This window comes from Paenarthrobacter nitroguajacolicus (assembly GCF_051027655.1).
In the GTDB taxonomy this organism is placed as follows: domain Bacteria; phylum Actinomycetota; class Actinomycetes; order Actinomycetales; family Micrococcaceae; genus Arthrobacter; species Arthrobacter nitroguajacolicus.
Map to the genome: position 1 here is coordinate 3,288,645 of NZ_CP073234.1, position 26,782 is coordinate 3,315,426.

The 26,782-nt window shown below is 62.8% G+C and carries 23 protein-coding genes; 5 read left to right on the plus strand and 18 right to left on the minus strand.

Annotated elements, in window-relative coordinates:
- Positions 1 to 61: 61 nt before the first annotated feature.
- Positions 62 to 358, minus strand: coding sequence for a co-chaperone GroES (groES, locus tag KCX59_RS15575; protein WP_011775524.1), 297 nt, complete (start codon positions 356 to 358; stop codon positions 62 to 64).
- A gap of 191 nt (positions 359 to 549) precedes the next feature.
- The gene (locus KCX59_RS15580) at positions 550 to 912 is read right to left on the minus strand and encodes a hypothetical protein (RefSeq protein WP_178997135.1); all 363 of its coding nucleotides are present in this window, start codon (positions 910 to 912) and stop codon (positions 550 to 552) included.
- Between the two features lie 67 nt (positions 913 to 979).
- Here KCX59_RS15580 and KCX59_RS15585 point away from each other — a divergent pair, with 67 nt between their 5' ends.
- Positions 980 to 2,209 carry a class I SAM-dependent methyltransferase gene (locus KCX59_RS15585; protein ID WP_178997137.1) on the plus strand — a complete coding sequence of 410 codons (1,230 nt, stop codon included), beginning with the start codon at positions 980 to 982 and terminating at the stop codon, positions 2,207 to 2,209.
- Positions 2,210 to 2,222: 13 nt separating this feature from the next.
- On the opposite strand, the gene KCX59_RS15590 is transcribed toward KCX59_RS15585, so the two are convergent.
- Genes KCX59_RS15590 through KCX59_RS15600 form a run of 3 tightly spaced genes read right to left on the minus strand, consistent with a single transcriptional unit; the run spans position 2,223 to position 4,364 of the window.
- Positions 2,223 to 3,035 (minus strand): shikimate 5-dehydrogenase, encoded by an 813-nt coding sequence (locus KCX59_RS15590; RefSeq protein ID WP_178997139.1) that lies wholly within the window; start codon positions 3,033 to 3,035, stop codon positions 2,223 to 2,225.
- 25 nt (positions 3,036 to 3,060) lie between these two features.
- Entirely contained in the window at positions 3,061 to 3,183 is a 123-nt protein-coding gene (gene ykgO / locus KCX59_RS15595) for a type B 50S ribosomal protein L36 (RefSeq protein ID WP_011775528.1), read from the minus strand.
- A 29-nt stretch (positions 3,184 to 3,212) separates the two neighbouring features.
- On the minus strand, positions 3,213 to 4,364 hold the full coding sequence (locus KCX59_RS15600) for a GTP-binding protein (RefSeq protein WP_179019757.1): 1,152 nt from the start codon (positions 4,362 to 4,364) through the stop codon (positions 3,213 to 3,215).
- A 164-nt stretch (positions 4,365 to 4,528) separates the two neighbouring features.
- On the opposite strand from KCX59_RS15600, the gene KCX59_RS15605 reads away from it, so the two are divergent.
- Positions 4,529 to 5,680 carry a glutamate--cysteine ligase gene (locus KCX59_RS15605; protein WP_178997144.1) on the plus strand — a complete coding sequence of 384 codons (1,152 nt, stop codon included), beginning with the start codon at positions 4,529 to 4,531 and terminating at the stop codon, positions 5,678 to 5,680.
- Positions 5,681 to 5,700: 20 nt separating this feature from the next.
- On the opposite strand, the gene tsaD is transcribed toward KCX59_RS15605, so the two are convergent.
- From tsaD to KCX59_RS15635, 6 genes are all read right to left on the minus strand, one after another.
- Entirely contained in the window at positions 5,701 to 6,846 is a 1,146-nt protein-coding gene (gene tsaD, locus KCX59_RS15610; RefSeq protein WP_178997146.1) for a tRNA (adenosine(37)-N6)-threonylcarbamoyltransferase complex transferase subunit TsaD, read from the minus strand.
- Positions 6,843 to 7,340 (minus strand): ribosomal protein S18-alanine N-acetyltransferase, encoded by a 498-nt coding sequence (rimI, locus tag KCX59_RS15615; RefSeq protein ID WP_091468928.1) that lies wholly within the window; start codon positions 7,338 to 7,340, stop codon positions 6,843 to 6,845. The genes tsaD and rimI overlap by 4 nt, the downstream gene beginning before the upstream one ends.
- 13 nt (positions 7,341 to 7,353) lie before the next feature.
- The gene (gene tsaB, locus KCX59_RS15620; protein ID WP_179019755.1) at positions 7,354 to 8,025 is read right to left on the minus strand and encodes a tRNA (adenosine(37)-N6)-threonylcarbamoyltransferase complex dimerization subunit type 1 TsaB; all 672 of its coding nucleotides are present in this window, start codon (positions 8,023 to 8,025) and stop codon (positions 7,354 to 7,356) included.
- Positions 8,025 to 8,600: a tRNA (adenosine(37)-N6)-threonylcarbamoyltransferase complex ATPase subunit type 1 TsaE gene (gene tsaE / locus KCX59_RS15625; protein ID WP_091468933.1), complete on the minus strand. Its 576-nt coding sequence runs from the start codon at positions 8,598 to 8,600 to the stop codon at positions 8,025 to 8,027. The genes tsaB and tsaE overlap by 1 nt, the downstream gene beginning before the upstream one ends.
- A complete protein-coding gene (alr, locus tag KCX59_RS15630) occupies positions 8,597 to 9,838 on the minus strand; it encodes an alanine racemase (RefSeq protein WP_179019753.1) in 1,242 nt (413 codons plus the stop codon). Before alr ends, tsaE begins: the two co-directional genes overlap by 4 nt.
- Positions 9,839 to 9,904: 66 nt before the next feature.
- On the minus strand, positions 9,905 to 10,999 hold the full coding sequence (locus tag KCX59_RS15635; RefSeq protein ID WP_243836821.1) for a carbohydrate kinase family protein: 1,095 nt from the start codon (positions 10,997 to 10,999) through the stop codon (positions 9,905 to 9,907).
- A gap of 64 nt (positions 11,000 to 11,063) precedes the next feature.
- Here KCX59_RS15635 and KCX59_RS15640 point away from each other — a divergent pair, with 64 nt between their 5' ends.
- Positions 11,064 to 12,437 carry a 6-phospho-beta-glucosidase gene (locus tag KCX59_RS15640; protein ID WP_179019751.1) on the plus strand — a complete coding sequence of 458 codons (1,374 nt, stop codon included), beginning with the start codon at positions 11,064 to 11,066 and terminating at the stop codon, positions 12,435 to 12,437.
- Here KCX59_RS15640 and KCX59_RS15645 read toward each other — a convergent pair.
- Complete coding sequence (locus KCX59_RS15645; RefSeq protein ID WP_179019749.1) at positions 12,434 to 12,952, minus strand: GNAT family N-acetyltransferase; 519 nt, start codon at positions 12,950 to 12,952, stop codon at positions 12,434 to 12,436. The two genes, KCX59_RS15640 and KCX59_RS15645, sit on opposite strands and share 4 nt — an antisense overlap.
- 111 nt (positions 12,953 to 13,063) lie before the next feature.
- Here KCX59_RS15645 and mshA point away from each other — a divergent pair, with 111 nt between their 5' ends.
- Together mshA and KCX59_RS15655 are read left to right on the plus strand one after the other, a co-directional pair.
- A complete protein-coding gene (gene mshA, locus KCX59_RS15650; RefSeq protein ID WP_179019747.1) occupies positions 13,064 to 14,308 on the plus strand; it encodes a D-inositol-3-phosphate glycosyltransferase in 1,245 nt (414 codons plus the stop codon).
- 99 nt (positions 14,309 to 14,407) lie between these two features.
- A complete protein-coding gene (locus KCX59_RS15655) occupies positions 14,408 to 16,096 on the plus strand; it encodes a formate--tetrahydrofolate ligase (RefSeq protein ID WP_179019745.1) in 1,689 nt (562 codons plus the stop codon).
- Positions 16,097 to 16,319: 223 nt separating this feature from the next.
- On the opposite strand, the gene KCX59_RS15660 is transcribed toward KCX59_RS15655, so the two are convergent.
- The 6 genes from KCX59_RS15660 to KCX59_RS15685 form a co-directional block, all read right to left on the minus strand.
- Entirely contained in the window at positions 16,320 to 17,405 is a 1,086-nt protein-coding gene (locus tag KCX59_RS15660; protein WP_017200299.1) for an inositol-3-phosphate synthase, read from the minus strand.
- 168 nt (positions 17,406 to 17,573) lie between these two features.
- The gene (gene mgrA / locus KCX59_RS15665; protein WP_179019744.1) at positions 17,574 to 18,611 is read right to left on the minus strand and encodes an L-glyceraldehyde 3-phosphate reductase; all 1,038 of its coding nucleotides are present in this window, start codon (positions 18,609 to 18,611) and stop codon (positions 17,574 to 17,576) included.
- A gap of 80 nt (positions 18,612 to 18,691) precedes the next feature.
- Complete coding sequence (gene treZ, locus KCX59_RS15670) at positions 18,692 to 20,464, minus strand: malto-oligosyltrehalose trehalohydrolase (RefSeq protein WP_179019885.1); 1,773 nt, start codon at positions 20,462 to 20,464, stop codon at positions 18,692 to 18,694.
- A 75-nt stretch (positions 20,465 to 20,539) separates the two neighbouring features.
- The gene (gene treY / locus KCX59_RS15675) at positions 20,540 to 22,852 is read right to left on the minus strand and encodes a malto-oligosyltrehalose synthase (protein WP_179019742.1); all 2,313 of its coding nucleotides are present in this window, start codon (positions 22,850 to 22,852) and stop codon (positions 20,540 to 20,542) included.
- The gene (gene glgX / locus KCX59_RS15680) at positions 22,849 to 25,131 is read right to left on the minus strand and encodes a glycogen debranching protein GlgX (RefSeq protein ID WP_178997164.1); all 2,283 of its coding nucleotides are present in this window, start codon (positions 25,129 to 25,131) and stop codon (positions 22,849 to 22,851) included. Before glgX ends, treY begins: the two co-directional genes overlap by 4 nt.
- Before the next feature lie 69 nt (positions 25,132 to 25,200).
- Complete coding sequence (locus tag KCX59_RS15685; protein WP_179019740.1) at positions 25,201 to 26,778, minus strand: NAD(P)H-hydrate epimerase; 1,578 nt, start codon at positions 26,776 to 26,778, stop codon at positions 25,201 to 25,203.
- Positions 26,779 to 26,782 lie beyond the last annotated feature (4 nt).

Genomic DNA, 26,782 nt, shown 5'->3' on the forward strand with positions numbered 1-26,782 from the left:
AACCCGCACCGCTGACGGTCGGAATGATTCCAACGCGGCGGCGGTGCGGGGCTCCAGGAAGTTACTTTACGACGATCGCAAGGACGTCGCGGGCGGACAGAACGAGGTACTCGTTGCCGCCGGTCTTGACTTCGGTTCCACCGTACTTGGAGTAGATGACGACGTCGCCAACAGCTACGTCAACCGGTACGCGGTTGCCGTTGTCATCGAAGCGGCCGGGGCCGATTGCAACAACTTCGCCTTCCTGCGGCTTCTCCTGTGCGGAGTCCGGAATTACCAGGCCGGAAGCCGTGGTCTGCTCTGCTTCGAGCGGGCGAACAACAATACGATCCTCAAGAGGCTTAATCGAGACCGACACTCGGACTCTCCTTTTCATGAGCTGATTCATGGACTAAGAACTAGGGTGCCGGAGCGTACAACCGTCGTCGCGGTGCCGGAAGACGCTTGGCGTGATTAGCACCCTCCGGGGGAGAGTGCTAACAAGACTCTATGTAAGCGTTAGCACTCGGTCAAGGCGAGTGCCAGAATTTCGTCATGAGTGAACCTCCGTCACCGGCCGGTGAGGTCGTCCAGGTCGTAGTCTTCGCCGTCGTCGTCCTCGTCCAGCGGAGCGTTGCCGCGGTTCAGATACAGCACTACGGCAGCGGCAAGAGCTACGACACCGGAGATCACCAAGGTGATGATTCCACCGGTTCTGGCGCCGCTGTAGAGTTCGCGGATGCCCCGCGCTTCTTCGGTGGCGTCGTTAACGCTCTTGCCGGCGACAGAGTAGGTGGCGGCATTGAAGGAATCCAGCGCGAAGATAATGATGAGCAGGCCGACGCAAACCACCGCGATCACTGCCCCCGCTATCAGGGCCGGACGAGCGAACTTTGTCATGGTGGAGTGATGCGGGGCTGCGTTGTCTTCCATGAAAACAACCCTATCGGGCTGATTCGGCGGTCACGTTGTCAAGCACCGCGCCGTTAGGCTTGATCCCATGCCTCACGCACCGCAGGAACAGATCGCGCCCTTGCTGACAACTGAAGGATGGGAACTTCTTGCCTCCTTGGGGCCCTACCGGGAAGCCGACTCTTTCAGCGTCAATGCCGAGCTCCGGAAAGCGGGCCACTCCCCCGAACTCGTGGCCGCGGTCCTCACGCAATCCCGCCTGCGGACACGTGCCGAGGCCAAGTTCGGCGAGTTCGCCCGGCAGATGCTTTTCACTCAAGCGGGACTGGAGCAGGCAACGCGCTTGAACGTCGCGGCCCGGCACGCCGAGCGTTTCGCGAAGGCGGGCATCCCGCACGTTGCCGACCTCGGCTGCGGCCTTGGTGCCGATTCCATGGCGATGGCTTCCATGGACATTTCGGTGACCGCCGTTGAGATGGATGAAACCACTGCCGCCTGCGCCACGATCAACCTCATGCCATTCCCGCACGCCACTGTGGTGCACTCGGATGCCACGTCCGTGGAACTTGACGGGATCGACGGTGTGTGGCTGGATCCTGCCCGGCGAACCACGTCCACCTCCGGAACCAAGCGGATCTGGGACCCTGAAGCGTTCTCTCCCCCGTTATCCTTCGTTGAACGCCTGGCAGCCACCGGTCGAGCAATCGGCGTCAAAATGGGTCCCGGCATCCCCCATGATTCCGTGCCGTCAGGCTGCGAGGCCCAATGGGTCTCAGTGGGCGGCGATGTTACCGAAGTGACCTTATGGTTCAACGCAGTGGCCCGCCCCGGCGTGCGTCGCGCAGCGCTGGTTATCGGCAGCCAAGGCGCCGCTGAAATCACCAGCGGTGCGGATTTCGACGGCGGCCCGGTAGCCGCCGTCGGACCTGTCGAGGGCTTCCTCTACGAACCCGATGGGGCGGTGATCCGGGCAGGGCTGGTGGCCGACGTCGCAGAACGCCTCAGTGGGCATCTGGTGGACGAGCACATCGCCTACATCTGCGCCCCCGAGCTGCATGACACCCCGTTCGCCCGTGCCTACAAAGTGCTTGAAGTGATGCCCTACAACGTCAAGGCGCTCAAGGCATGGGTGAAGAACAACGGCGTCACGGTGCTGGATATCAAGAAGCGCGGCACGGCAGTGACCCCGGAAGAGCTGCGGAAGCAACTACTTCCCGCCAAACCCATCAAGGGCAAGGATGCGAAAACAGCCACCTTGGTCCTCACCCGGATCGGCGAGGAAAGAGTGGCTGTTGTCGTGGAGCCAGTGACGGCCTGATGTGTCACAAGAGCTAGCGGCGGGAGAACTCCGAAGCTTCACGCACCTGCTCGGCGCTCGGACGCACGCCCGTGTACAGGACAAACTGCTCCTCGGCTTGGATAGCGATGACTTCGGCGCCCGTGATCACCTTCTTGTCAGCTCGCCGGGCAGCGGTGATGAGCGGCGTCTCCGACGGCAATGCCACGACGTCGAACACCACCTGGGCAGCGGAAATAGTGGCGTCATCGAAGGACTGGGCGGTTTCATCCGCACCTGCCATTCCCAACGGAGTGACGTTGATGATGAGGTCCGCGGTTGAGCCGTTGACGTCGTCCTGCCATCCGAAGCCGTAGAGGTCTGCGAGCGCACGACCGGCGCCCTCATTGCGTGCCACGATGGTCACGGCGGTGAACCCGGCGTCCCGAAGGGCTGCGGCTACGGCCTTGGCCATGCCGCCGGCACCGCGGAGCAGCACCGTGTGGCTGCTGGGAACCTGGTGGTCCTTCAGGAGCCGGGCGATCGCGATGTAGTCCGTGTTGTAGGCGGTGAGGACACCGTGGTTATTGACGATGGTATTCACCGAATCAATGGCTTTGGCTGACGGATCCATGACGTCAACCAGCGGGATGACAGCTTCCTTGTACGGCATGGACACCGCGGCGCCCCGGATCGGGAGGCCGCGGATGCCCGCCACCGCAAGGGTGATGTCCGCGGGGGCGAATGCCTTGTAGACAAAGTTCAGGCCGAGCAGATCGTACAGATAGTTGTGGAACCTGGTCCCGATATTGCTGGGCCGGGCCGCAAGCGAAATGCACAGGGACATGTCTTTGTTCAGGATTGGCATTCCCCTATTAAACAACGCCGTGAAGCTAGCCCTGCCGCGCCTTCATCCGCGGGTTGTTCTTGTTGATGACGAAGGTGCGTCCCCGCCTGCGCACGATCTGGGCGCCGGGGATCTTCTTGAGGGCACGCAGCGAATTCCTGACTTTCATAGTGTTTCTCCTTTGTGTGGGTGTTCGGTTTAGAGGGCGTCGCTGAGTTCCAGGGGGTCGTCCCAGACGCCGAAATCCTGCTCCATCTCCGCCTCCGTCAGTTGGCAGCCGTCCAGCAGATCGCTGATTTCCTGGGGATCAATGTCCTCCGACCTTCCGGTGATGGCCAGCACAGTTCCGCGGTCGCCATGGCTGGGGTGCCAGTCAAGGAGGGAGTCGACGTCGGCACCTGCCTTCCCCGGGCGCGCGAGGCCAGGCGCTGATTCAACAGTGTCAGCAAGCCACTTTCCGGTGCTTTCCAGCCACACACGCGGCCCGATTCCCTGGACGGCGATCCGCGTTTTAGGCGCCGACGCGATCCAGAGGCGGCCACGCAGCCAGTGCGTGCCGGCCGCCAGCTGTGGCAGCGCATCACGGAAGCGCCCAGGATGCAGTGGTCGACCCGCTTTCCGGAGCACCGTCCGGAAGGAACCTTTGGCTTCGCTGACGGGCACACGCACGACGCCGGGCCGGTTACGGGCCGCCGCTTCGGCGTCGTCGAAGCATCCCGGGCGGTAGTCGTCAGCCGCGCCAACAACTCCGGCATGGGACGCCAACTGGCCGAGTAATTCGACACCCAGCAGCCACTGGGCGGAGCCCTCGCGTGGCTCGCCGGTCAGCACGGCCCCCAGTCCGGGGTGCACCATCACGGTGTCCACCTGCCCGAACTCGCCGATCAGAAATTCCCCACTGGTGCGATCATCAGTGGGCATGGACGTGAATCCTGATTCAAACAACGTGTGACGATCCCAGATATGGTCGTCCAGGTCTACGGGGTCCAAGGCCAGCACGGCGTTGTCGATCACCGCCGTGCGGCTCAATCCACGCCGAAGCCCGGCAACAGCCATCCCTGCTGCGACGCCGGGTGGGAGGCCAAGGACAACGTGGTCGAAGCCGCATGAGCCGAGGCGTTCCGCCGTCGGGACAACATCCAACCTGACGGTGCAGCTAAGGCAACCATGCTCCAATACCGTGGTTTCGCGTTCGAATAACTGGCCGTTCCGATAGACGCGACGCAAGACCAGTGAACCATCCAGAAGATCGTGAAGGACCACAACGGAATTGGCGTGGGTCTGGCCGAGCCTGGCGGCGGCTGACTCCCGGCATTGGCTGTCCAGGGAACTGAGGACTGTAAGATGCATGCGTTGATTCTATTGCGAATCATTCTCATTAGCAAATGATAGTCGTTGTCTCCCGCTAGCCCCCAGCAGCCACCGGTGTTCCGGCTGCATTAGACTTGATCCGACCGCTGGCGGCCCCACAGCGGGGAACCGTGTCCGGCTGAGACAGACCATGAGGGGACTACGTGCAGATTGATTTTGCGCCATCCAGGCAATCGACACTGGGTGTGGAATGGGAGTTGGCGCTCGTCAATGCACGCACCGGGGAATTGGTATCAGTTGCCAACGATGTCCTGAAGGGCGTCGCCGCGAACCACCCCGACCTCAATGAGGACGACGAACACCCCCATATCAAGCGCGAACTGCTCCTCAACACCGTGGAACTGGTCACTGGCATTTGCGAGACCGTCAAGGATGCCAAGGAAGACCTCAGCCGATCCCTGGCCGCCGTCCGTGAAGTCACCGACCCTATGGGCGTGGAGGTCTTCTGCGCAGGCAGCCACCCGTTCAGCCCTCCCCTGCTCCAGCCCGTCACGGACAAGGAACGCTACGCCAAGCTGATCGAGCGGACCCAATGGTGGGGACGCCAGATGGTGATCTACGGCGTTCACGTCCATGTGGGCATCGACCGCCGGGACAAGGTCCTCCCCATCCTGGACGGCCTGGTCAACTACTTCCCGCACTTCCAAGCGTTGTCCGCCTCCAGCCCGTACTGGGCCGGCGAAGAAACCGGCTACGCTTCCCAACGTGCGCTCATGTTCCAGCAGCTTCCCACCGCCGGGCTGCCCTTCCAGTTCGAAACATGGGAGGCCTACGAGTCCTACGTCCAGGACATGTTCACCACAGGTGTCATTGACGCGACCTCCGAAATCCGCTGGGACATCCGCCCCGTGTCGAACCTGGGCACCATCGAGATGCGCATCTGCGACGGCTTGGCCACACTTGAAGAAGTAGGCGCCATTGCTGCGCTGACCCAATGCCTTGTGGACGAGTTCTCCTCCATCCTTGATGCCGGCGGCAGCATCCCCACCATGCCGCCGTGGCATGTGCAGGAGAACAAATGGCGCGCCGCACGGTACGGCATGGAAGCCATCATCATTCTCGACGCCGAGGGCAACGAGCAGTTGGTCACAGAGCACCTCGCTGAAACCGTCGCCCGGCTGGAACCTGTAGCGGCCAAGCTCGGTTGCTCCGAAGAACTCTCTGACGTCCTGAAGATCATCGAGCGCGGAGCAAGCTACCAACGACAGCGTCGGGTGGCCGCTGAACACAACGGCGACCTGCAGGCAGTGGTCATGGACCTCGTACAGCAGATGCGCAAGGGTCCGGACGCCTAGCTGTACTACCCCGCGGAGCGTTAGGCGGGCACTGAGACCGTAGTCACCGGCATGGAAGAATCCGGTGCGAAGGAAACCCCGCTGGGAGCAATGCCGGCCATGATCAGCTGAGCTCCGAGCGCGGCAACCATGGCTCCGTTATCCGTGCAAAGATCCAGCGGCGGAACATGCAGTTTGATACCTGCGGAGGTACAGCGCTGCCCAGTCAGTTCCCGCAGCCTCGAGTTCGCTGCAACGCCCCCACCCAGCAGGACGTCAGTGATGCCGTGCTCCTTGCAGGCCAGGACTGCCTTTGAACTTATGACGTCCACCACGGCCTCCTGGAACGCTGCCGCGATATCTGCCACGGGAACTTCCTCGCCCCGGGCTTCGAACTGCTCAACGCACCGGGCCACGGCTGTTTTCAGGCCGCTGAAGGACCAGTCGTAACGGTGCGGTCCCTTCTCCTCCGCGGTGCCCATGTATTTGGGCTGCGTGAGTCCCCGGGGAAAACGGATGGACTTGGGGTTGCCCTGGCGTGCCAGTTTGTCGATGGCAGGCCCACCCGGGTACCCGAGGCCAAGGATGCGGGCCACTTTGTCGTACGCTTCGCCGGCGGCGTCGTCGATGGTTGAACCCAGTAGCTCCACGTCGTCCGTGATGCTCCGGATGCGCAGGATTTCCGTATGGCCTCCCGATACCAGCAATGCTCCGAGGTTCTCCGGAAGCTTTCCGGCACCCAGGCCGGCGGCAGCAACGGCGTCGGACGCTCTTTCCGAAGCTGCCCCACTATCCAGCAAACCCACGCCAACGTGCGCCACCAAGTGGTTGATGGCGTAGAGCGGCTTGCCGGTGGCAACGGCAAGGGCTTTGGCAGCGCAAACACCCACCATCAGCGCCCCCGCAAGGCCCGGTCCGGACGTGACGGCAATGGCATCGATGTCATCCAAGGTGACGCCGGCCTCGTGGAGCGACTCCTGCAAGGTGGGCACGAAGGCGTCCAAGTGTGCGCGTGACGCGATCTCCGGGATAACGCCGCCAAAGCGAACATGCTCATCCATGGACGATGACACCGTGTTGGTCAGCAGGGTGGTCCCCCGCACGATTCCCACACCCGTCTCGTCGCAGGATGACTCAATGCCAAGCACCAGCGGCTGCTTGGGCTGTTCCGGATTCGGCCCGCTCACGCTGTGGCTCCTTCTTGGGGTTTGTTCAGTTCAAGGCGCATGATCAGGGCATCCGTGCCGTCCCGGTAGTAGCGGGGACGGACGTGGATCTGCTCGAAACCGAACCGCAAGTACAGTTGCTGGGCGCGGGGATTGTCCGCCCGCACTTCCAGCAGGACGTCCTCGGCACGGCGGCGCCGCGCTTCGTCAATCAGTTCCGTCAGGACAGCTGAGCCAATGCCCTTGCCCTCGAATTCAGGCACGACGGCGATCGTCTGGACGTCCGCGATCGGCTCGATGCACATCAATCCGGCGTAAGCCACGATCTCCCCTGCCACCTCTGCCACCACGTAGCGCCGGGTCTCAGGCTGGGCCAACTCGTCGAAGAACATTTGCAGGGGCCACGCGTCCACGGGGAACAGCCGGCGCTCCAGCGTCTCCACGGCCGGGACATCGGCCTCGGTCATGTCGCGCAAGGAAACTCCTGCGAGTTCCAGCTTGGGTGACAATTTCACAGTGTCCCTCCCATCACAGTGCACGCTTCCTGGGGCCAGGCACCTGGGCGTCCGATTCCCGCAAATACAAGGGTGTTGAGTCAAGCAAAGCCTGCCCGGCAGTGAGCTTGGCCAAGGCGAATTGGCCCAACGAGGCTGCATCCGGCTGGGTGGTGGTGAAATCTTCATCCGCCGTGAGGACATCGGCGTAGAGGCCTGCCCCTGCGCCGAACACCGGCAAGTCCGGAAGATCCGAGGCGAAACCAACGTGGGGGCCGTCCACGAGCTCCGGAAGCTGGCCGTCGGCCAGGCTGTATCGGGCCCAGTAGACCTCCTTGCGTCGGGCATCCGTAGCCACCAGGAACTCGGGGGTCGCTGCGGTGGACTCCGCCACTTCCAAGGCGATGGCATCCAGGCTCATGAGCCCATACAGCGGCTTGTCCCACACGAAGGCGAGGGTGCGGGCTGTCGCGATACCGGAGCGGAGCCCGGTGAACGGGCCAGGTCCCACACCGGTGACAATCGCATCGATGTCCGCGCCGGTGACCCCGGCACCAGCCAGGAGTTTTTCAATCCCGGGAGCCAGCACTTCCGCGTGGCTTCGGGTGTCCTCCGTAGCGAAAGAGTCCACCACACTTTCCATGGCATCATCCGAGATCAGGGCCGCACTTGCAACCGCTGAGGTATCAATGGCCAGTATCAGCATCAGTAGCCTCCGTTTTCGCTGGTCTCCAAGAGCTTCGGTGCCTCGGCCCAGCGGGGACCAAATCCACGGAAAACGATGGTGCGGGGTTCGTCGTCGTCATCGGTATCGAAGTCCATGACGTCGCCGTCCGTTGTGGCTGCCGTGTTATCCCCGCCAACAGACCTGAGGAGGTCAACCTCCAAGCGGCTGTCCGAGAGGTGCTCCACCCGGTCCCGGCCCCATTCCACCACGGTGACCGCTGTATCCATGGTGTTCTCCAGATCGATATCGTCAATCTCCGCTGCCGAGTCCAGCCGGTAAGCGTCAACATGGACCAGGTCCGGGCCCCCTGGCCTGGGTCCATCAGCGAGATTGGGGTGGATCCGTACCAGGACAAACGTCGGCGAAATGATGCCGGCACGGACTCCCAGGCCCTCACCAAGTCCTTGGGTGAACGTCGTCTTGCCCGCACCCAGTTCGCCGGTCAAGACCAGAAGATCCCCGGCCTCAAGCACCCCACCCAATTCTGCCGCGAGCGCATGGGTCTGCTCCGCCGTCGTGACCGTCAGCGTGCGCTCCCACTGGGCTTCACTCACAGCGCGGCCGTATCTGCTGCGCTGTTGACTTCGACCCGGGCGGGCAGCTCATTGACGTAACTGCGCGGAACCCTGGGGCTGATGCGCGTAACGATTTCGTAGTTGTTGGTTCCCGCGGCGGCCGCCCAATCATCGGCGGTGGGCCCGCCGTCGGCACCGTTGCCGAACATAACAGCCTCGGCGCCCTTGAGATTTGCCGCCGCTTCAGGGGACAGCGGCCCCAGGTCAATGACCATTTGGTCCATGGCAATCCTGCCAACCACCGGGTAGTTGATGCCGTCCACCCGCACAGGACCTCCCGTGGCGATCCGCGGGACACCGTCTGCATAGCCCAGCGGTACCAGGCCCAGCGTGCTTTCCTGGCTGGTCCGGTAATTGAGTCCGTAGGAAACGCCCTGGCCTTCGGGCACCGTCTTGCAGTTGGACAGGAGGGTCCGGACCGTCATTGCGGGATGCAGGCCAAGTTCCGCAGACGTAGCCCCGTCGAAGGGCGACAATCCGTAGATGCCCAGGCCCACTCGGACGAGGTCGAAGTGTGAATCCGGGCGGGACAACGCCGCCGGCGTGTTGGCAATGTGCCGGACCTCGGTATCCACGCCCGCGTCCTCGGCCATGGCGATGGCTTCCCGGAAGACAGCCAGTTGATCATCGGTTTCAGGGCGTTGGGGTTCGTCCGCAACGGCGAGGTGGGAGAAGATACCCACCACCCGCAAGAGGCCTTGATCCTGGTATTCCATGGCCTGGCCCAACAACTGGTCCCAGTCAGCGATGGTGCAGCCGTTCCGGCCCAGACCCGTGTCCACCTTGAGGTGTACACGCGCCGGCCGCTCCTGCTCCCGGGCGGCAGCCACCACGGCTTCAAGTTCCCAACCGGAAATTCCGACGTCGATGCCGGCGGCCACTGCCGCTTGGAAGTTGCTCTCGCGGGTGTGCAGCCAGGCGAGTAGCGGGGCATCAACCCCGGCGGCACGCAGGGCGAGCGCCTCGGAGATGTGGGCGACACCCAGCCAGGCCGCTCCGGCGTCGAGGGCTGCCCGGGCAACCTGCACGGCACCGTGGCCATAAGCGTCTGCCTTCACCACGGCCATCACAGCGGCCGGGGAGGCGATGCCGACGAACTGACGAACGTTGTGCCGCACGGCGTCGAGGTCAATCACGGCGGAGCGTTCCAGCACCGCTGACTTTGCTATGGAGGCCTTCGACCCGATACCGATATCTGCAGCTGCTTCGTAAGTCACCCTAGAGATTCTAGTGCTGTCAGTGAACTCGGGTTAACTGCGCGGTTAGCTGTGAGGCTCTCACGGCTACTGCGCGTCCGACAAATGCGCGATGGTCGCCCGGGCCCGACGCTGTGCTTCCGCCGGGATGTCCTTGACGATCGGTTCCAGGAAGGCGAAGCGCCTCAACCACTGACTTGACTGACGCTCCTTCCGCGCATTCGCCCGTTGCCACCAGTCGGCGATGTCACCCCAACCCGGTGCTGCCAGTGAGCCGCCCACTTCCTGGACCGCCAAGGAGGCGCAAAGGTTCGCGAACCGGAGCCGGTCCCCCAACCTCCACCCTGCCAGGCATCCCACGATGAAGGCCGCCCCGAAACAGTCCCCGGCGCCCGTGGGATCGGAAGCTGATACGGGCAGGGACGGCACCCACTCCTCTTCACCCGTTTCCGAATCCACTGCCACCGCGCCTTGGGGGCCAAGGGTTACCACTGCCACGGGAACCCGGTCAGCCAAGGAGTACAGGGCCGCCCAGGGGTCGGCCTTCCCGGTAAACGCCATCGCTTCCGGGGCATTGGGCAGGAAGGCGTAGAAGTTCCCCAGCTGGTTCAGCCGGCGCTCCGACCACTCCCCTGTCGGGTCCCAGCCCACCACCCCGAAGAGTTTGGTTCCGGCCTCCTTCGCTGCGAGCATCCACGGTTCCAGCTCCTCCCCCAGATCAGCGACGGCGGCGAGCGCCTTGGGTGGCTTCCCGATCAGCTCGGAGGAACTGATCGGGGCAGGGTGGCCGTGGGTCACCATGGATCGGTCCTGGTTCACGCACATGGATACCGTGACCGGTGAGTGCCAGCCGGGAACCTTCTGCGAAAGCGAAAGGTCGACGTGTTCCTGGCTTTCCAGGATCTGCCAGTTGTAGTCACCGTAGCCGTCGTCCCCGAAGGTTGCCGCGAGATTGGTCCGCAAGCCGAGGCGCGCGGCGGCAATGGCCTGGTTGGCGACACCACCGGGGCAGCTGCCCATGCCCTCACTCCAAACCTCCGTGCCGGGTTCCGGCGCGTGCGGGAGCCCGGTGAAGATGATGTCCTGGAAAACCGTTCCAGTGAGGAGGAGGTCGCACTGGTGGTCCCCATCCGACCGCAGCGCAGCCAGGGGGTCGAAGCGTCGCTGGGGTTTAGCATCCATGCACGGCAGACTACGCTGCACGTACTGGGCTGCATAGACTTGCGGGCCTGCATAGACTCGGACCATGCGGCTCATGATTGCCGGTGGCGGCGGATTCCGGGTTCCCCTTGTATATCGGGCTTTGTGCGCGGGTCCGTTCGCCGGGTTGGTGGATGAACTCGTCCTTTTTGACGTGGACGGCTCGCGGCTGGCGGCCATTGAGGCGGTACTCCGCGACATGCCGGCGGACAGAGGTTCCGCACCCGCCGTCGTGGTTTCCACAGACCTTGAGCAGGCACTCACGGGAACAGACATGGTGTTCGCCGCAATCCGCCCAGGCGGTACCGCGGGGAGGATCGCGGACGAGCAGATTCCCTTGAGGCTGGGGCTGCTGGGACAGGAGACCACCGGCGCCGGCGGCATCTCGTATGCGCTCCGCTCGATCCCCCACATGCTGCAGCTCGCTGAGGCGATGCGTCGCCATTGCCCCGACGCGTGGCTCATCAACTTCACCAATCCTGCCGGCATGGTCACCGAAGCGCTGGTTCCCGTCCTGGGACGTAAGGTGATCGGCATCTGCGACTCCGCCGGTGGTTTGGTCCAGCGTGCCGCCCGGGCTGCCGGGGCGCCCCTCAAAGAAGGAACGCTCGACGGCGTGGGCTACTACGGGCTGAACCACCTCGGCTGGCTCTACCGGCTGGCTCCTCGTGGAACGGATCTGCTACCTGCCCTGCTGTCCGATCACGCTGCTCTCGAAACCATGGAGGAGGGGCGGTTGTTCGGCCAGCACACCCTGCTGCAACTTGGCTGCCTGCCCAACGAATACCTGTACTACTACTACCAAACGTCACAGGCCACTGAAGCCATTGGACAGCAACGCGAAACGCGCGGGGCGTCCATCCACGACCAGCAACAGTCGCTCTACCCCTCGCTTCTTAAGGCCCCACATCCTTATAAGGTCTGGGATGCTGCCCGGCGCTCCCGCGAGGAAGGCTACCTGGCCGAAGCGCGGACGCATGGTGAGCAGCGCGACGAGTCTGATCTGGCAGGGGGCGGCTACGAACGTGTTGCCCTGTCCGTTATGCGTGCACTGTCCGGGGGCGGGACCGCCCAGCTGATCCTCAACGTGCCCAACTCGCCGGTGTTGCACGCCTCGTCTACCGCAGAGGTGGCCGTTCCGGGGTTGCCGGCAGACGCCGTCGTCGAGGTTCCTTGCGAGGTAACGCCCGACGGCGCGTCGCCACTTCCGCAGGACCGGCCGGACGGGCAGTTCCTCACCTTGATGCAGCATGTGAAAGAGGTTGAGCGGCTGACCATCCGGGCCGTAGTCGCCGGCGAGCGCGAGGCCGCCGTCCAAGCCTTTGCCGCTCACCCGTTGGTAGGTTCGGCCCCCCTGGGCCGGCAGCTGCTGGAAGGGTACGAGGCAGCTTTTCCCGGGCTAAGCCAGTTGTGGGCCTAGAGCTTTCTGTACATGACGTGGAGGCCCACGTAGCCGATCTCCGGGTGGTTGAAGGCTTCAGGAACCGTGGCCAAAATCTTGAACCCCATGGATTGCCACAACCACACAGCCCTGACGTTGCTCTCCACCACGGCGTTGTACTGCATGGACAGGAACCCGGCTGCCTTGGCTTCGGTCAGGGAGTAGGCACAGAGCGCCCGGGCGATGCCCTGGCCCGAGTTGTTGGCCCCCACCATGTACCCCGCGTTGGCAACATGGCTGCCGCCGCCGGCTTGGTTGGCGTGGAACTCCCCCGTTCCCAATATCTCGCCCGTGTCCTGGCGCGCCGCCACGAACGTTTGACCGGGAGCTTCCTTGATCCACTTGGTCCTGGCTGCTTCCTCCGTGGTGTCACGGTCCCAGGTGAAGGTCTCGCCGCTGCGGATCACAGGCTCCAGGATGGACCACATTCCGGGCCAGTCTTCAGGCGTTGCTTTGCGGACGTGGAAGTTTTGTTCGTGGCTCACAGCCGCCACGCTAGCAGCCTTGTCCACATAGCGGGGCTTGCTCGGCCCGGGACTCGAGGGCAGGAGTAGTGTTTTCTGCAGGGCAAAGCTGATTATTGCCGTGATCGTGAGGAGGACCGGGTGCCGTTGATCCGTCGTGTGGCGTTCCTGTCGTTGCATACCTCCCCCATGGAGCAGCCCGGCGCAGGAGATGCCGGCGGAATGAACGTCTACGTCCGCGCCCTGGCCATGGCACTGGCCGAGTCCGGTGTGGAGGTGGAGATCTTCACCCGTTCCACGAAAGCCGGCCAGCCCGCCGTCGAGCATCCCGGGCCGGGCGTTTGCGTCCATAACGTCATGGCTGGCCCGCGCCGCAAACTGCCCAAGGAAGAACTACCGGCGCTCCTGCACCACATGGTGGAAGAAATCGACAAGATCCGCCACCAACAGCTCCATGGGCGTTACGACGCGATCCATTCCCACTACTGGGTTTCCGGGGTGGCAGGGCTTGAGTTGTCAGAACTGTGGGGTGTCCCGCTGGTCCACACCATGCACACCATGGCAAAGGTCAAGAATCTGGTCCTGGAGTCCGGCGAACGGCCTGAGCCACGGCGCCGCGAAGAAGGCGAACAACGGATCGTGGATGGTGCTTCGCGGCTGGTTGCCAACACTCCTGCCGAGGCGGACGAACTGGTTTCCCATTACGGGGCAGACCTTGACCGCATCGACGTCGCTCCACCCGGGGTGGACCTGAAGGTGTTCACCCCGTCATTCCGGAGGAAGTCCCGTTCCTTGCGGGGAGTCAGGCCCGAAAGCTTCCATATCCTCTTCGCCGGAAGGATCCAGCGGCTCAAGGGCCCGCAGGTTTTCGTCAAGGCGGCCGGGATCCTGCGCCAACGCAGGCCTGATATCGATCTGGAAATGACTATTCTGGGTTCCCTTAGCGGCGCCAAGGACTTCAACCTCCAGCACTTCATCGAAGACGCCGGACTGGCCGACGTCGTCACTCACCGGCCGCCTGTCGTGGCACCGGAGCTGGCCAGTTGGTTCCGGTCCGCTGACGTGGTGGTGATGCCGTCCTTCAGCGAATCCTTCGGCTTGGTGGCGTTGGAAGCACAGGCGTGCGGTACACCCGTGGTGGCAACCAACGTTGGTGGCCTCTCCCGCGCCATTTCGGACGGACGCACCGGCCTGCTGGTGGACGGGCACGACCCCTCCGACTGGGCCGATGCCCTTGAGGATCTTTACGACGACGTGCAAACCCGGGAGGACATGGGCCGGCTCGCTGCCACCCACGCCGAGTCCTTTGGATGGCAGCGCACTGCAGCGATCACCTTGGAAAGTTATCGGGAGGCCGTCGGCGGCCTGCTGCTTCCCCGGCGCTGAGTCTCCGCTCGTATCCGCTCCCGGGCTGATAGATTGTCGCGCACAGCGAAAGAACCCCAGCAGCTGCATCCCCGCTGCGGGCAGAGCCGAAGGACAAGGATGTCTGAAAACAAGGTCCTGAGTGATCTTGAAATTGCCCACCACGCAACCATGCTTCCCATTGAAGACATCGCCGAACGCGCAGGCATCAATGTGGACGCCCTCGAGCTGTACGGACCCTACAAGGCCAAAATCAACCGGGCCAAGCTGGTACTCCCCCAGGGAAAGGCCCCCGGCAAGGTGGTGCTGGTCTCTGCCATGTCTCCCACCCCGGCCGGCGAAGGCAAATCCACCACCACAGTGGGACTCGCAGACTCCTTGGCCCGTGCAGGGCACAAAGTGATGATCGCCCTGCGTGAACCCTCTCTAGGCCCCATCCTGGGCATGAAGGGAGGGGCTACCGGCGGCGGGTACTCCCAGGTGTTGCCCATGGATGACATCAACCTGCACTTCACCGGGGACTTCCACGCCATCACGTCTGCGAACAACGCCCTCATGGCACTCGTAGACAACCACATATTCCAAGGCAACCAACTCGGAATCGATCCCCGGCGCATGACGTTCAAACGCGTCCTGGACATGAACGACCGCTCGCTACGGAAAGTTGTCATTGGTCTCGGCGGCCCCATACAAGGAGTACCTCGGCAGGACGGCTTCGACATCACCGTCGCCTCGGAAATCATGGCGGTCTTCTGCCTCGCCACGGACCTTGACGACCTTCGGGCCCGGCTGGGGCGCATCACCTTCGGGTACACCTACGATCGCACCCCGGTCACCGTGTCAGACCTCGGCGTGGAGGGTGCACTGACAATGCTCCTGAAAGACGCCATCAAGCCGAACCTCGTCCAAACCATCGCGGGCACCCCTGCGTTGGTGCACGGCGGACCCTTCGCGAACATTGCCCACGGCTGCAATTCCCTGATCGCTACCGGCACCGCCATGCAGCTTGCGGACATCGTGGTCACCGAGGCCGGCTTCGGCGCAGACCTTGGCGCTGAGAAGTACATGGATATCAAGGCGCGCATCGCCGACGTGGCGCCATCCGCCGTCGTGGTGGTTGCAACAATCCGCGCCCTCAAAATGCAGGGCGGGGTTCCCAAGGAGAAACTCAGCGAGCCAAACGTCGAGGCCATGGCAGCAGGCGTCGAGAACTTGAAAAGGCACGTGGGCAACGTTGCGAAGTTCGGCATTTCGCCCGTTGTATCCATCAACAAGTTTGGAACCGACACTCCCGAGGAACTTGAATGGCTCCTCGCCTGGTGTGCAGCAGAAGGCGTGGAAGCCGCCGTCGCTGATGTTTGGGGCCGCGGAGGCGGAGGCGACGGCGGTGACGAGCTCGCAGCCAAAGTTGCGGCGGCTTTGGATGCGCCGTCCAACTTCCGTCACCTGTACCCGCTGGAACTGAGCGTCGAGGACAAGATCCAAACGATTGTGCAGGAGATCTACGGGGCCGATGGCGTGGAGTTCTCAGTTCCGGCACTCAGGCGCCTCGCCGAGATCGAGAAAAATGGCTGGTCAGGGCTCCCTGTGTGCATGGCCAAGACTCAGTATTCCTTCACCGACGATGCCTCCAGGCTTGGTGCGCCCAAAGGATTCCGGGTGCACGTCCGCGAACTGATTCCCAAGACGGGTGCCGGGTTCATTGTTGCGTTGACCGGCGCGGTGATGACCATGCCTGGCCTCCCCAAGGAACCCGCCGCGATGCGCATGGACGTCGACTCGGAAGGTAACCCCACGGGCCTTTTCTAACCATCTCTCACATCCCACCCCCTCCAACCCGACCATCTCTCACATCCCATCCCCTCTAACCCGACCATCTCTCACTCTTCTGAAGAAAGTGATAGAGCGTCCGGCCCAAGCCCGAGGGATCTGATAGAGCGTCCGGCCCAAGCCCGAGGGATCTGGTAGAGCGTCCGGGATACGACAAACGCCCCCGTATCGGAATACGGGGGCGTTTGGTGTACCGGGGTGTTTAGCGTTCGATGTCGCCGCGGATGAAGGCTTCAACCTTGTCGCGGGCGAGGTCGTCGTTGAACTGCTCCGGCGGCGACTTCATGAAGTAGCTGGAAGCTGAAAGCAGCGGGCCGCCGATGCCACGGTCCAGGCCGATCTTCGCAGCGCGGATGGCGTCGATGATCACGCCGGCAGAGTTCGGCGAGTCCCACACTTCGAGCTTGTACTCGAGGGAAACAGGAGCGTCACCGAAGTTGCGGCCCTCAAGGCGGACGAAGGCCCACTTGCGGTCGTCGAGCCATGCAACGTAGTCGGACGGTCCAATGTGGACATCGTCGGCGTGCAGTTCAGCCTCGACGTTGGAGGTAACGGCCTGGGTCTTGGAGATCTTCTTGGACTCCAGGCGGTCGCGTTCCAGCATGTTCTTGAAGTCCATGTTGCCGCCGACGTTCAGCTGGTACGTGCGGTCCAAAGTGACACCGCGATCCTCGAACAACTTGGCCATGACGCGGTGCGTGATAGTGGCACCGATCTGGCTCTTGATGTCGTCACCAACAATCGGGACACCGGCTTCAGTGAACTTGTCCGCCCACTCCTTGGTGCCTGCGATGAAGACGGGCAGCGCATTGACGAAAGCAACACCGGCGTCGATAGCGCACTGGGCGTAGAACTTGGCGGCCTGGTCCGAACCGACGGGCAGGTAGCAGACCATGACGTCGGCCTTGGCCTCGCGGAGGGCGGCAACAATGTCAACGGCTTCTTCCGAGGCCTCGACGATGGTCTCGCGGTAGTACTTGCCGAGGCCGTCCAGGGTGTGGCCGCGCTGCACGGTCACACCAGTGGCCGGAACGTCGGCGATCTTGATGGTGTTGTTTTCGCTGGCACCGATGGCGTCTGCGAGGTCAAGTCCAACCTTTTTGCTATCGACGTCGAAAGCAGCAACGAACTGGACGTCGTTGACGTGGTACTGGCCGAACTCGACGTGCATCAGACCCGGGATCGTGGCCTTGGGGTCAGCGTCGCGATAGTACTGAACACCTTGGACCAGCGATGCGGCGCAGTTACCTACGCCGACAATGGCAACACGAATCGGATGTGAAGACACGGAACTCCTTTTGAGAAATAACCTCAGGTGCCAGGCGCATCCCTGACTGAGTCCAGGGCACGGCTGATTGGCACGGCGCCATTCGGCGCACACTTGCATTGTAACCAACACAGCGGAAGCCGGTTTTGTTCCCTACCGGCTTCCGCTGTTTATGTCAGTTCTTGAATGCTACTTCTGCGCCCACAGATTGATGTCCGACTCGACGGCGAACTCGTCAATCGCAGTCAGCTCGTCCGTAGTGAACTTCAGGTTGTTGATTGCGCTAAGAGTGTCCTCAAGCTGGTCCACGCTGGAAGCACCAATAAGTGCAGATGTCACCGGCGAACCCTTGGGCTGATCGCGAAGGATCCACGCAATGGCCATCTGTGCGAGGGTCTGCCCACGCCCCTCGGCAATGGCGTTCAGTCCGCGCACGCGGTCCAGCTTGTCTTCAGTCAATGCGGACTCGGACAGGAAGCGTTCCTTGGCTGCTCGGGAGTCGGCCGGCACACCGTTGAGGTACCGGTTGGTGAGCATGCCCTGGGCGAGCGGTGAGAAGGCAATTGAACCGGCGCCCACCTGGTCCAGCGCTTCATACAGGTTGGGTGACCCGTTTTCCGTCCACCTGTTCAGCATGGAGTAGCTGGGCTGGTGGATGAGCAGCGGGGTTCCGAGCTCCTTCAGAATCCGGGCAGCTTCGAGGGTCTGCTCCGGGGTGTACGAGGAGATGCCCGCGTAGAGTGCCTTGCCCGACCGGACCGCGTAGTCCAGCGCACCCATGGTCTCTTCCAGCGGCGTTTCGGGGTCGGGACGGTGGCTGTAGAAAATGTCCACATAGTCCAGGCCCATGCGCTCCAGCGACTGGTCGAGGCTGGAAATCAGGTACTTACGGGATCCCCATTCCCCGTACGGCCCGGGCCACATGTAGTAGCCGGCTTTGGTGGAGATGACCAGTTCATCGCGGTACGGCTTGAAGTCGTCCTTCAAGTGACGTCCGAAGTTGGTCTCGGCCGATCCATCGGGCGGTCCGTAGTTGTTGGCGAGGTCAAAATGGTTCACGCCGAGGTCGAATGCCCGGCGCAGGATGGCGCGCTGTTCGTCGAAGCGTTTGTCGTCGCCGAAGTTGTGCCAGAGTCCCAGCGAGATGGCGGGGAGCATGAGTCCGCTGCGTCCGACGCGGCGGTAGGGCATTGTTTCGTAGCGGTTTTCCGCAGCCGAATAAGTCATACGTACCATCCTGCCACTGCACAAACCGGGGTGACGGCGCTGTCCGCAATGTGGGCGCCGTCACCCTCGATCGGCAGGGCTTAGTGCACGCGCACGACGGCGGCGCTACCGCCGGGAAGCGTCAGTGTCCCTTCTTCCAGTGCTGCTTCGCTGTCAGTGGCCAGCAGCACGGAACCGGTCAGCGGCGTCCCCAGTGCTTCGTTCCCGAAGTTGCAAACCACCCGGACTGAGCCGCGGGAGAACTGCAGCCAGTGTTCGTCATCGTCGAACTCAACGGAGGTCTCACCGAATCCACCGTCCGCCAGCTCCGGAGTGTTCCGGCGCAGCTGTGCTAAATCCTTGTACAGCTGCAGCAAGCGTGCGTGGTCGCCTTCTCCTGCTTCGTCCCACTTGAGCTTGGAACGCTGGAACGTTTCCGGGTCCTGCGGATCAGGGACCACGGCAGGGTCCCAACCCATACGTTCGAACTCCTTGATCCGCCCCTCCGCTGTGGCCTTCCCAAGCTCAGGTTCCGGGTGGGAGGTGAAGAACTGCCACGGCGTTGAGGCCCCAAATTCCTCGCCCATGAACAACATGGGCGTGAACGGGGACGTCATGGTCAGCACAGCCCCTATGGCCAGCTTTCCATACGACAACGAAGCTGTGAGCCGGTCGCCAGTTGCCCGGTTGCCGATTTGGTCGTGGTTCTGCAAGCAGACCACCAGCGCAGACGGCTGCGCCAAATCGTGCCTGATGGGCCGGCCGTGATGCCGTTCCCGGAAGCTGGAGTAGCTGCCATCGTGAAGGAAGCCATGTTGCAAGACCTTCGCCAAGACTGCCAGGGAGTCGAAGTCAGCGTAGTAGCCGGTAGTCTCTCCGCTGAGGTTGACGTGCACTGCGTGATGGAAGTCGTCGCTCCACTGGCCTTCCAACCCGTAGCCATTGTCCTTGCGCGGATAGATGAGCCGCGGGTTGTTCAGGTCAGATTCAGCGATCATGGTCCGGGGAATTCCCGTCTCCGCCGCAATCTCATCTCCCAGCGCGCCGAACTCCTCAAGGATGTGCACGGCACGCTCGTCACGCAAGGCATGCACGGCATCGAGACGAAGTCCGTCCACATGGTAGTCCCGGAGCCACATCGCCGCATTTTCCAGAATGTAGCGGCGAACGTCATCCGAGCCGGGTCCGTCCAGGTTGACCGAATCACCCCAGGTGTTGCCCTCCCCCGATTTCAGGTAGGGACCGTACTTGGGCAGATAGTTGCCGCTCGGCCCGAGGTGGTTGTAAACAACGTCCTGAATGACACCCAAACCCGCAGCATGAGCAGCATCCACAAAGCGCTGGTATGCCTCAGGTCCGCCATAGGGTTCGTGGACGGCATACCAAAGGACACCGTCGTAGCCCCAGTTGTGGACACCGTTGAAGCCGTTGACCGGCAGCAGCTCGATGAAGTCGACACCAAGCTCCACCAAGTAGTCCAGCTTCCCGGCGGCGGCATCCAACGTTCCTTCGGGTGTGAAGGTGCCCAGATGCATCTCGTAGATCACGGAACCTTTGAGATTCCGGCCCTTCCATCCGCTGTCCTTCCACTCGTGGGTGGAGGGATCGAAGGTCGCAGATAAACCGTGGACCCCGTCCGGCTGCCTCCGCGAGCGGGGATCGGGAAACGGCCCCTCCCCGTCAACGATGTAGCCGTACCGCACCCCGTCGGCTTGCTCCGCCGCCACATCAGCCGGCGCGCGCCACCAACCGCGGGCGCCGTCGTCGTGGTGGTGTTCCATGCCGTACTCCCGGTCCTCGACCAGCAACCGAACAGAATTGGCGTTCGGCGCCCAGACGTCGTAACGGTTTTTTCCAGCAGCGTTTTCCAGCATCAAGTTCCCCTGTACGTGTTCAAGCGTGCTTGCAGTGACGATGTTGACGGTCAGCTCATCAGGACCGTCCAACAATCAGTCCGTGGGTACCAGTAGGGCCACCGGGTATTGCTCCAGCAAAGTGGCCACAGGCACAGCACCGGCACCGTACGTAGCGCCAGTGAGTTCATCCCGGCATTCCACTGTCAGTTCGATTGACGTGTCCCGCCAGCCGCCTTCCCTGGCCAGGCGCTTGGGCAAGCGCGTAGCAACGGTGAGAGCTCCCCGACGGTCAGCCCCTCGATCGAAAGCCACCACGTGTGCGGCGGCAGCGCCTTGGGCCGCGACGGGGAGGTAGCCGGCGAACAACCCAGGCCTGTCGCGACGCAACCGCAGCGCACGGGAAATCACCAGCAGTTTGGCAGCTTCCTCCGTGAATGCGGGCTTGGAACCATCATCCAGCTCCGCCAAGGCAGCGATGCGGGCTTGGAAGTCCACTGGCCGCCGGTTGTCAGGGTCAGTCAGCGAGCCGTCCCTGAATTCCGTCCCTTGGTAGACGTCGGGGACGCCGGGCATGGTCAGCTGGATCAGTTTGGCGGACAGCGAGTTGGACGTTCCATAAGGTTCGAGCTCGTCCACGAAGTTCGTCAGGGCGGCGGTTACCTCCGGGACGTCGAATACGGCGTCGACGGCGGCAGCCAACTTGCGCTCGAACTCCTGGTTGGGGTCGGTCCAGTTAGTGGAATTACCGGCCTCGCGGGCTGCTTTCAAGGCATAGGACTGTAAACGCTGGCGATCCGCGGGCCATGCGCCGACGATCGATTGCCAGATCAGTGCCGAGAGGGGTCCATCGGGGATGGGGGCGAGTTCCTGGACGGTGCCGAGGAAAAGCTCCCATTCAGGTACTGCCTCGGAGATGACCGAGATCCTGGCCCTTGCGTCCTCGCTCCGCTTGGTGTCGTGGGTACTCAGCGTTGTCATGGAGAGCGGCAAGAGCTGCTGCCTGCGGGCCATTCGCTCATGGAAGACTCCACTGGGGATGGAGAATTCCGTGGGATCCGCGCCCACTTCCGTCAGCGATCCTAGCCGGGTATAGCGGAAGAACGCAGTGTCCTCCACACCCTTGGCCATCACCATGCCGGACGTCTGCTGGAAACGCCGGGCCAGCAAACTGGTCTCATCCAGCAAGAGCGGCTGAAGCTGGCCGAGGACGGTTGCCAGGTCAGGTCGCTCCTTGGCGGCATTTTCCACGGACTCTACGAGCGTCTTCCCGCCGTAGGGCAGATATGTCCTGTAGATGGGGAAGCAACAAATTACTTCAGCCAGTGCGTCGGCAACCTTGGCGAACGGCAGCTCCAAGGTTTCGGGCACCAGGCGGGCCAGCCGCAGGATTTCCGAGCGCAAAATGCCATCGGCGATGCGGCGCTTGGTGGCATGAATCATGGCGTGGTAATCCGCCGGAGCGTCCGCATTCCGCAGACGGGCATCGAGGGAGTCCAGGTACTCCTCCGCAGCCGGTTCCACAAAAAGGCGGTCAACGTCAGCCAAGGCGTCGTATCCTGTGGTCCCTTCGCAGTCGAAGGTCTCGGGCAGTCGCTCCCCCGGTTCCAGGATCTTCTCCACCAACAGGTAAGCGCCCCCCGTCACCTCGCGCAGCCTGGCGAGGTAACCCTCGGGGTCGGCGAGCCCATCCGGGTGGTCGATCCTCAGGCCGTCCACCAGACCTTCGCGGAACCAGCGGACAATCTCTTCATGGGACTCGTCAAAGACCCAGGGAACCTCGACGCGCACTCCGGCCAAGGTGTTCACTGCGAAGAACCGCCGGTAGTTCAGGTCTGCGTCAGCCCGGCGCCAGCCAACTAACTCATAGTGCTGCCGGGCATGGACCTCACGCGGGTTGTCCCCGGACGTGTACGTCCCCTCGGCCAACGGGAAACTGTGGTCGTAGTAGCGAAGTTCGTCGTCCACGACCTTCAGCTCGTCAAGGTCGTCGTCACTTCCCAGGACGGGGATGCGGATCTTCCCCCCGCCGAACTCCCAGTCGACGTCGAAGGCCTCGGCATACTTTGAGCCACGGCCTTCCCTCAGCAGCTGCCACCACCATGCATTCTGCTTGGGCGAAGCAACGCCCATGTGGTTCGGCACGATGTCGGCCAAGATGCCCAGGCCCTTGTCCTTCGCTGCCTTGGACAGGGCGGAGAGCCCTTCCGGGCCTCCCCTGGAGGGATCCACAGTGGAGGGATCGGTCACGTCATAGCCGTGGTCCGAGCCCTTTTCTGCAGTCAGGATCGGTGACACATAGACCCAGTCGATACCCAGGGACTGCAGGTATCCCGTGAGCTCAGCTGCATCCTGAAGAGTGAAGCTCGGGCGAATTTGGAGCCGATATGTGGAGACAGGGGTCCTCATGCGTTCGGCTCCTTCGTTTCACCTTCATCGTCATTGCCCTCGGGCGCAGCGCCCTTGTAATCGAACGGCAACGACGTCACCGCAGGGGCGGTGATGGATGCCGTTTCCGGAGTGCTCGTATGAGTCAGCGCGGCAAGGGAAGCTGCAACAGAGTGATCCGGTTCAATTTCCGGGGTGCTGTGGGCACGGAGTACCACCAGTGACTTACCGCCGACCATCAGGATCTGGTCGGGCTTGATGACGCCTGCTTCAGCGCCTTCTCCAGCGGTGTCGATCATGACATCCCAAGCGGGCGCATACTCGTCGGAAGGAATCCGGAAGCCTACTTCATCCTGGTCGGCATTGAAGTACAACAGGAAGTTGACGTCAGTGATACGCCGGCCCTGTGTATCCCGGCCATGAATACCGTCGCCGTTAAGGAACACGCCCACGGAGCGTCCCAGGGCTTCGTCCCAATCGGACGGCGTCATGGTGCTCGCGTCGGCATCCAGCCATACGATGTCCGGGAGCCGCTCGCCTTCACCACGCAATACCGGACGACCATCGAAGAATCGACTGCGACGCAGGCTCGGATGTTTGGCACGGAGTGCGCTGACCGCCGCCGTGAACTCGATCAGGGGCTGGTCCACGTTGTCCCAGTTGATCCACGTGAGCTCGGAGTCCTGGCAGTAGCCGTTGTTGTTGCCGTTCTGCGTCCTGCCGAGTTCGTCGCCGTGCAGAAGCATGGGAACACCCTGGGACAGGAACAGCGAGGCAATGAAGTTGCGCTGCTGGCGTGCCCGCAGACCAAGGACGGTGGGATCATCCGTGGGCCCTTCCGCACCGCAATTCCAGGAACGGTTGTGGGATTCGCCGTCGTTGTTGCCCTCGCCGTTGGCTTCGTTGTGCTTCTCGTTGTAGGACACAAGGTCAGCCAGCGTGAAGCCATCGTGGGCGGTGACGAAGTTGATCGAGGCCACCGGGCGACGCCCGGAGTGCTCGTAAAGGTCCGCCGACCCCGTCAACCGGGATGCGAACTCGCCCAAGGTGGAAGGTTCGCCGCGCCAGAAGTCGCGGACGGTGTCGCGGTATTGGCCGTTCCACTCTGTCCACTGGGGAGGGAAGTTGCCCACTTGGTAGCCGCCGGGCCCAACGTCCCAAGGCTCGGCAATGAGCTTCACCTGGGAGACCACCGGGTCCTGTTGGATGAGTTCGAAGAAGGTGGACAGCTTGTCCACATCGTAGAACTCACGGGCCAACGTGGAGGCGAGGTCAAAGCGGAATCCGTCAACGTGCATCTCGGTCACCCAGTAGCGCAGGGAATCCATGAGCAGCTGGAGGGAGTGCGGGCTGCGGACATTGAGCGAGTTGCCCGTGCCGGTGTAGTCCATGTAGTACTTCTGGTCGTCTTCCACCAGGCGGTAGTACGCGGAGTTATCAATGCCCTTGAAGGACAGCGTGGGTCCAAGGTGGTTTCCCTCGGCCGTGTGGTTGTACACGACGTCGAGGATGACCTCGATACCAGCTGTGTGCAGCGCCCGCACCATGGCCTTGAAGTCCTGGACCTGCTGTCCGGTATCACCCTTGGAGCTGTAGCTGTTGTGGGGCGCAAAGAAACCGATGGTGTTGTAGCCCCAGTAGTTGTTCAGGCCCTTGTCCTGCAGGATGCCGTCATTGACGAACTGGTGCACCGGCATGAGTTCGATCGCCGTGATCCCCAGCTTCTGCAGATGGGAAATAACCGCCGGGTGGGCGACGCCGGCATATGTGCCGCGCTGCTCCTCGGGCACTTCCGGATGCATCTGGGTGAGGCCCTTGACGTGCGCCTCATAGATTACGGACTTGTGATACGGAATCCGCAGGAGCTTGTCACCGTCCCAGTCGAAGAACGGGTTGATGACCACGCCCAGCATCATGTGCGGTGCAGAGTCCTCGTCGTTGCGCGAATCCGGGTCACCCATGTTGTATGAGAACAGGGCCGGGTCCCAGTCGATCTGACGGTGGATGGCCTTGGCGTAAGGATCCAGCAGCAGCTTGTTGGGATTAAAGCGTTGGCCCTCGTCAGGGTTGTAGGGGCCGTGCACCCTGTAGCCGTACTTCTGTCCCGGTTGGACCTGCGGCAGATAGCAGTGCCATACGTAACCATCCACTTCGGTAACGTCTACGCGGACTTCCCCGCCGTCGTCGTCGAAGAGACACAATTCCACTTTTTCGGCCTTCTCGCTAAAAAGCGCGAAGTTGGTGCCGGTGCCGTCAAAGGTGGCACCCAGCGGATAAGCCGATCCAGGCCAGACTTCCATGCGTTCTCCTCTTGATGATGCGAACAACTGTTGCAAGCCTACTCAAGCCCCCAGACACCGACAGCAACCTTACGGTCTTGTTGGGTCGTATTCCGCGCTGAGCGAACCAATAACGCGGGGTACAGCCTCCGCGATCGCCGAGGCTGTAATGGGTCCTCCGTCGAAATCTGCCGATGCCAGAGCACCAGCCCGGCCGTGAACGCTTGCAGCAACCGCGGCCAGGGCAGCCCAGCGGTCGGCGGGGTCCACGCACAAGGCGGCATATGCGCCGTCGTCGTGCCGGATGGATTCCGCGGCCTGCGCCAGAAGGGCGCCCAGAACGCCGGCCAGGACATCGCCGCTGCCTGCGGTGGCCATCCACGCGGTGCCTTCGGATTGGCTGAACACCACGCCCGACGGCGACGACACCAGCGTGGTGGCACCCTTCAGGAGCACTGTGGCACCGGTCTGCTCGGCGGCCTGCCGCACGAAGTGGAGGGGTCGGGATTCGACGTCGTCGCGGGTCACCTTCACTTCCCCCGTGGAAGGGAGCGAGTTCAGCAAGGTAGCCAGCTCGCCGGCATGGGGTGTCAGTATCCAATGAGCGGGGCAGCGTTCCGGCAGGAGGCTCAAGGCTCCGGCGTCGACGACCACCGGCAAATCGTCAGCAAGGGCCAACGCGCCGGCTTCCTTCGCCCGCTGCAGCTGTTCCTCGCCGTCAACCCCGGACCCCAGCAACCACGCTTGGACTCGGCCGGAATGATCCGTCTCCCACAAGGCTTCCGGAGTTCGGGCAAGCACCAGTTGGGCCGCGGATTGAGGCCCGAGATAGCGCACCATGCCCACTCCGGCGAGAGCCGCCGCGTGAACGCTCAGAGCAGCAGCTCCCGCGAAACGCGCCGAACCTGCTACTACTCCCAGGACGCCCCGCGAGTATTTATGCGCACGTCGGCCTGGCTTGGGAAGCAAAGTGCCAAGGTCCGGGTCAGTGAGGCGGCGAAGCTCAGGGCTGATACTTTCCAAGGATCGCTCAATCCCGATCGCCACCAGCTCCACGCGCCCGGCGCAGCCCTCACCCGGGTCGGCCATGAGTCCGGCTTTGATGCCGCCAAACGTCACGGTGATATCCGCATCCAGGACGGGCCAGTGCACTTCCCCGCTATTGGCGTCCAGTCCGCTGGGGAGGTCGCATGCCACCACCAGCCGGGGACGCAGTTCTTGAAGTGAAGCCACCAACTCCGCCGGGGCTTCCCTCAATCCCCCGCGGGCACCGGTCCCCAGCAGCGCGTCGATAATGCAGTCACTGCCCGCGCTGAGGACCGCAAGCTCCTCTTCGTTCCCGGCCTCCAGCTGGACAACGCGCCCGCCTGCTGCGACGAAAGAGGCCAAGGCCTCCTGGTGCACCTCAGGTGCGGCGAGCACCGCCGTCGTGCGCATTCCGCGACGGGCCAACATTGCCGCAGCGAAAAGGCCGTCGCCGCCGTTGTTGCCCTTGCCGGCCAGCACCGTGACACTGGCGCCTGCAAGCTTTCGGATGCTTTTGACCTCGCGAGCCACTGCCTGGGCCAGGCCATAAGCTGCCCGTTGCATCAGAACAGCGCCCGCACCGGAGTTCAGGAGCGGTTGTTCCGCATCCCTGATCTGTTGTCCGGTGAAGGCGCTGATCATTGTT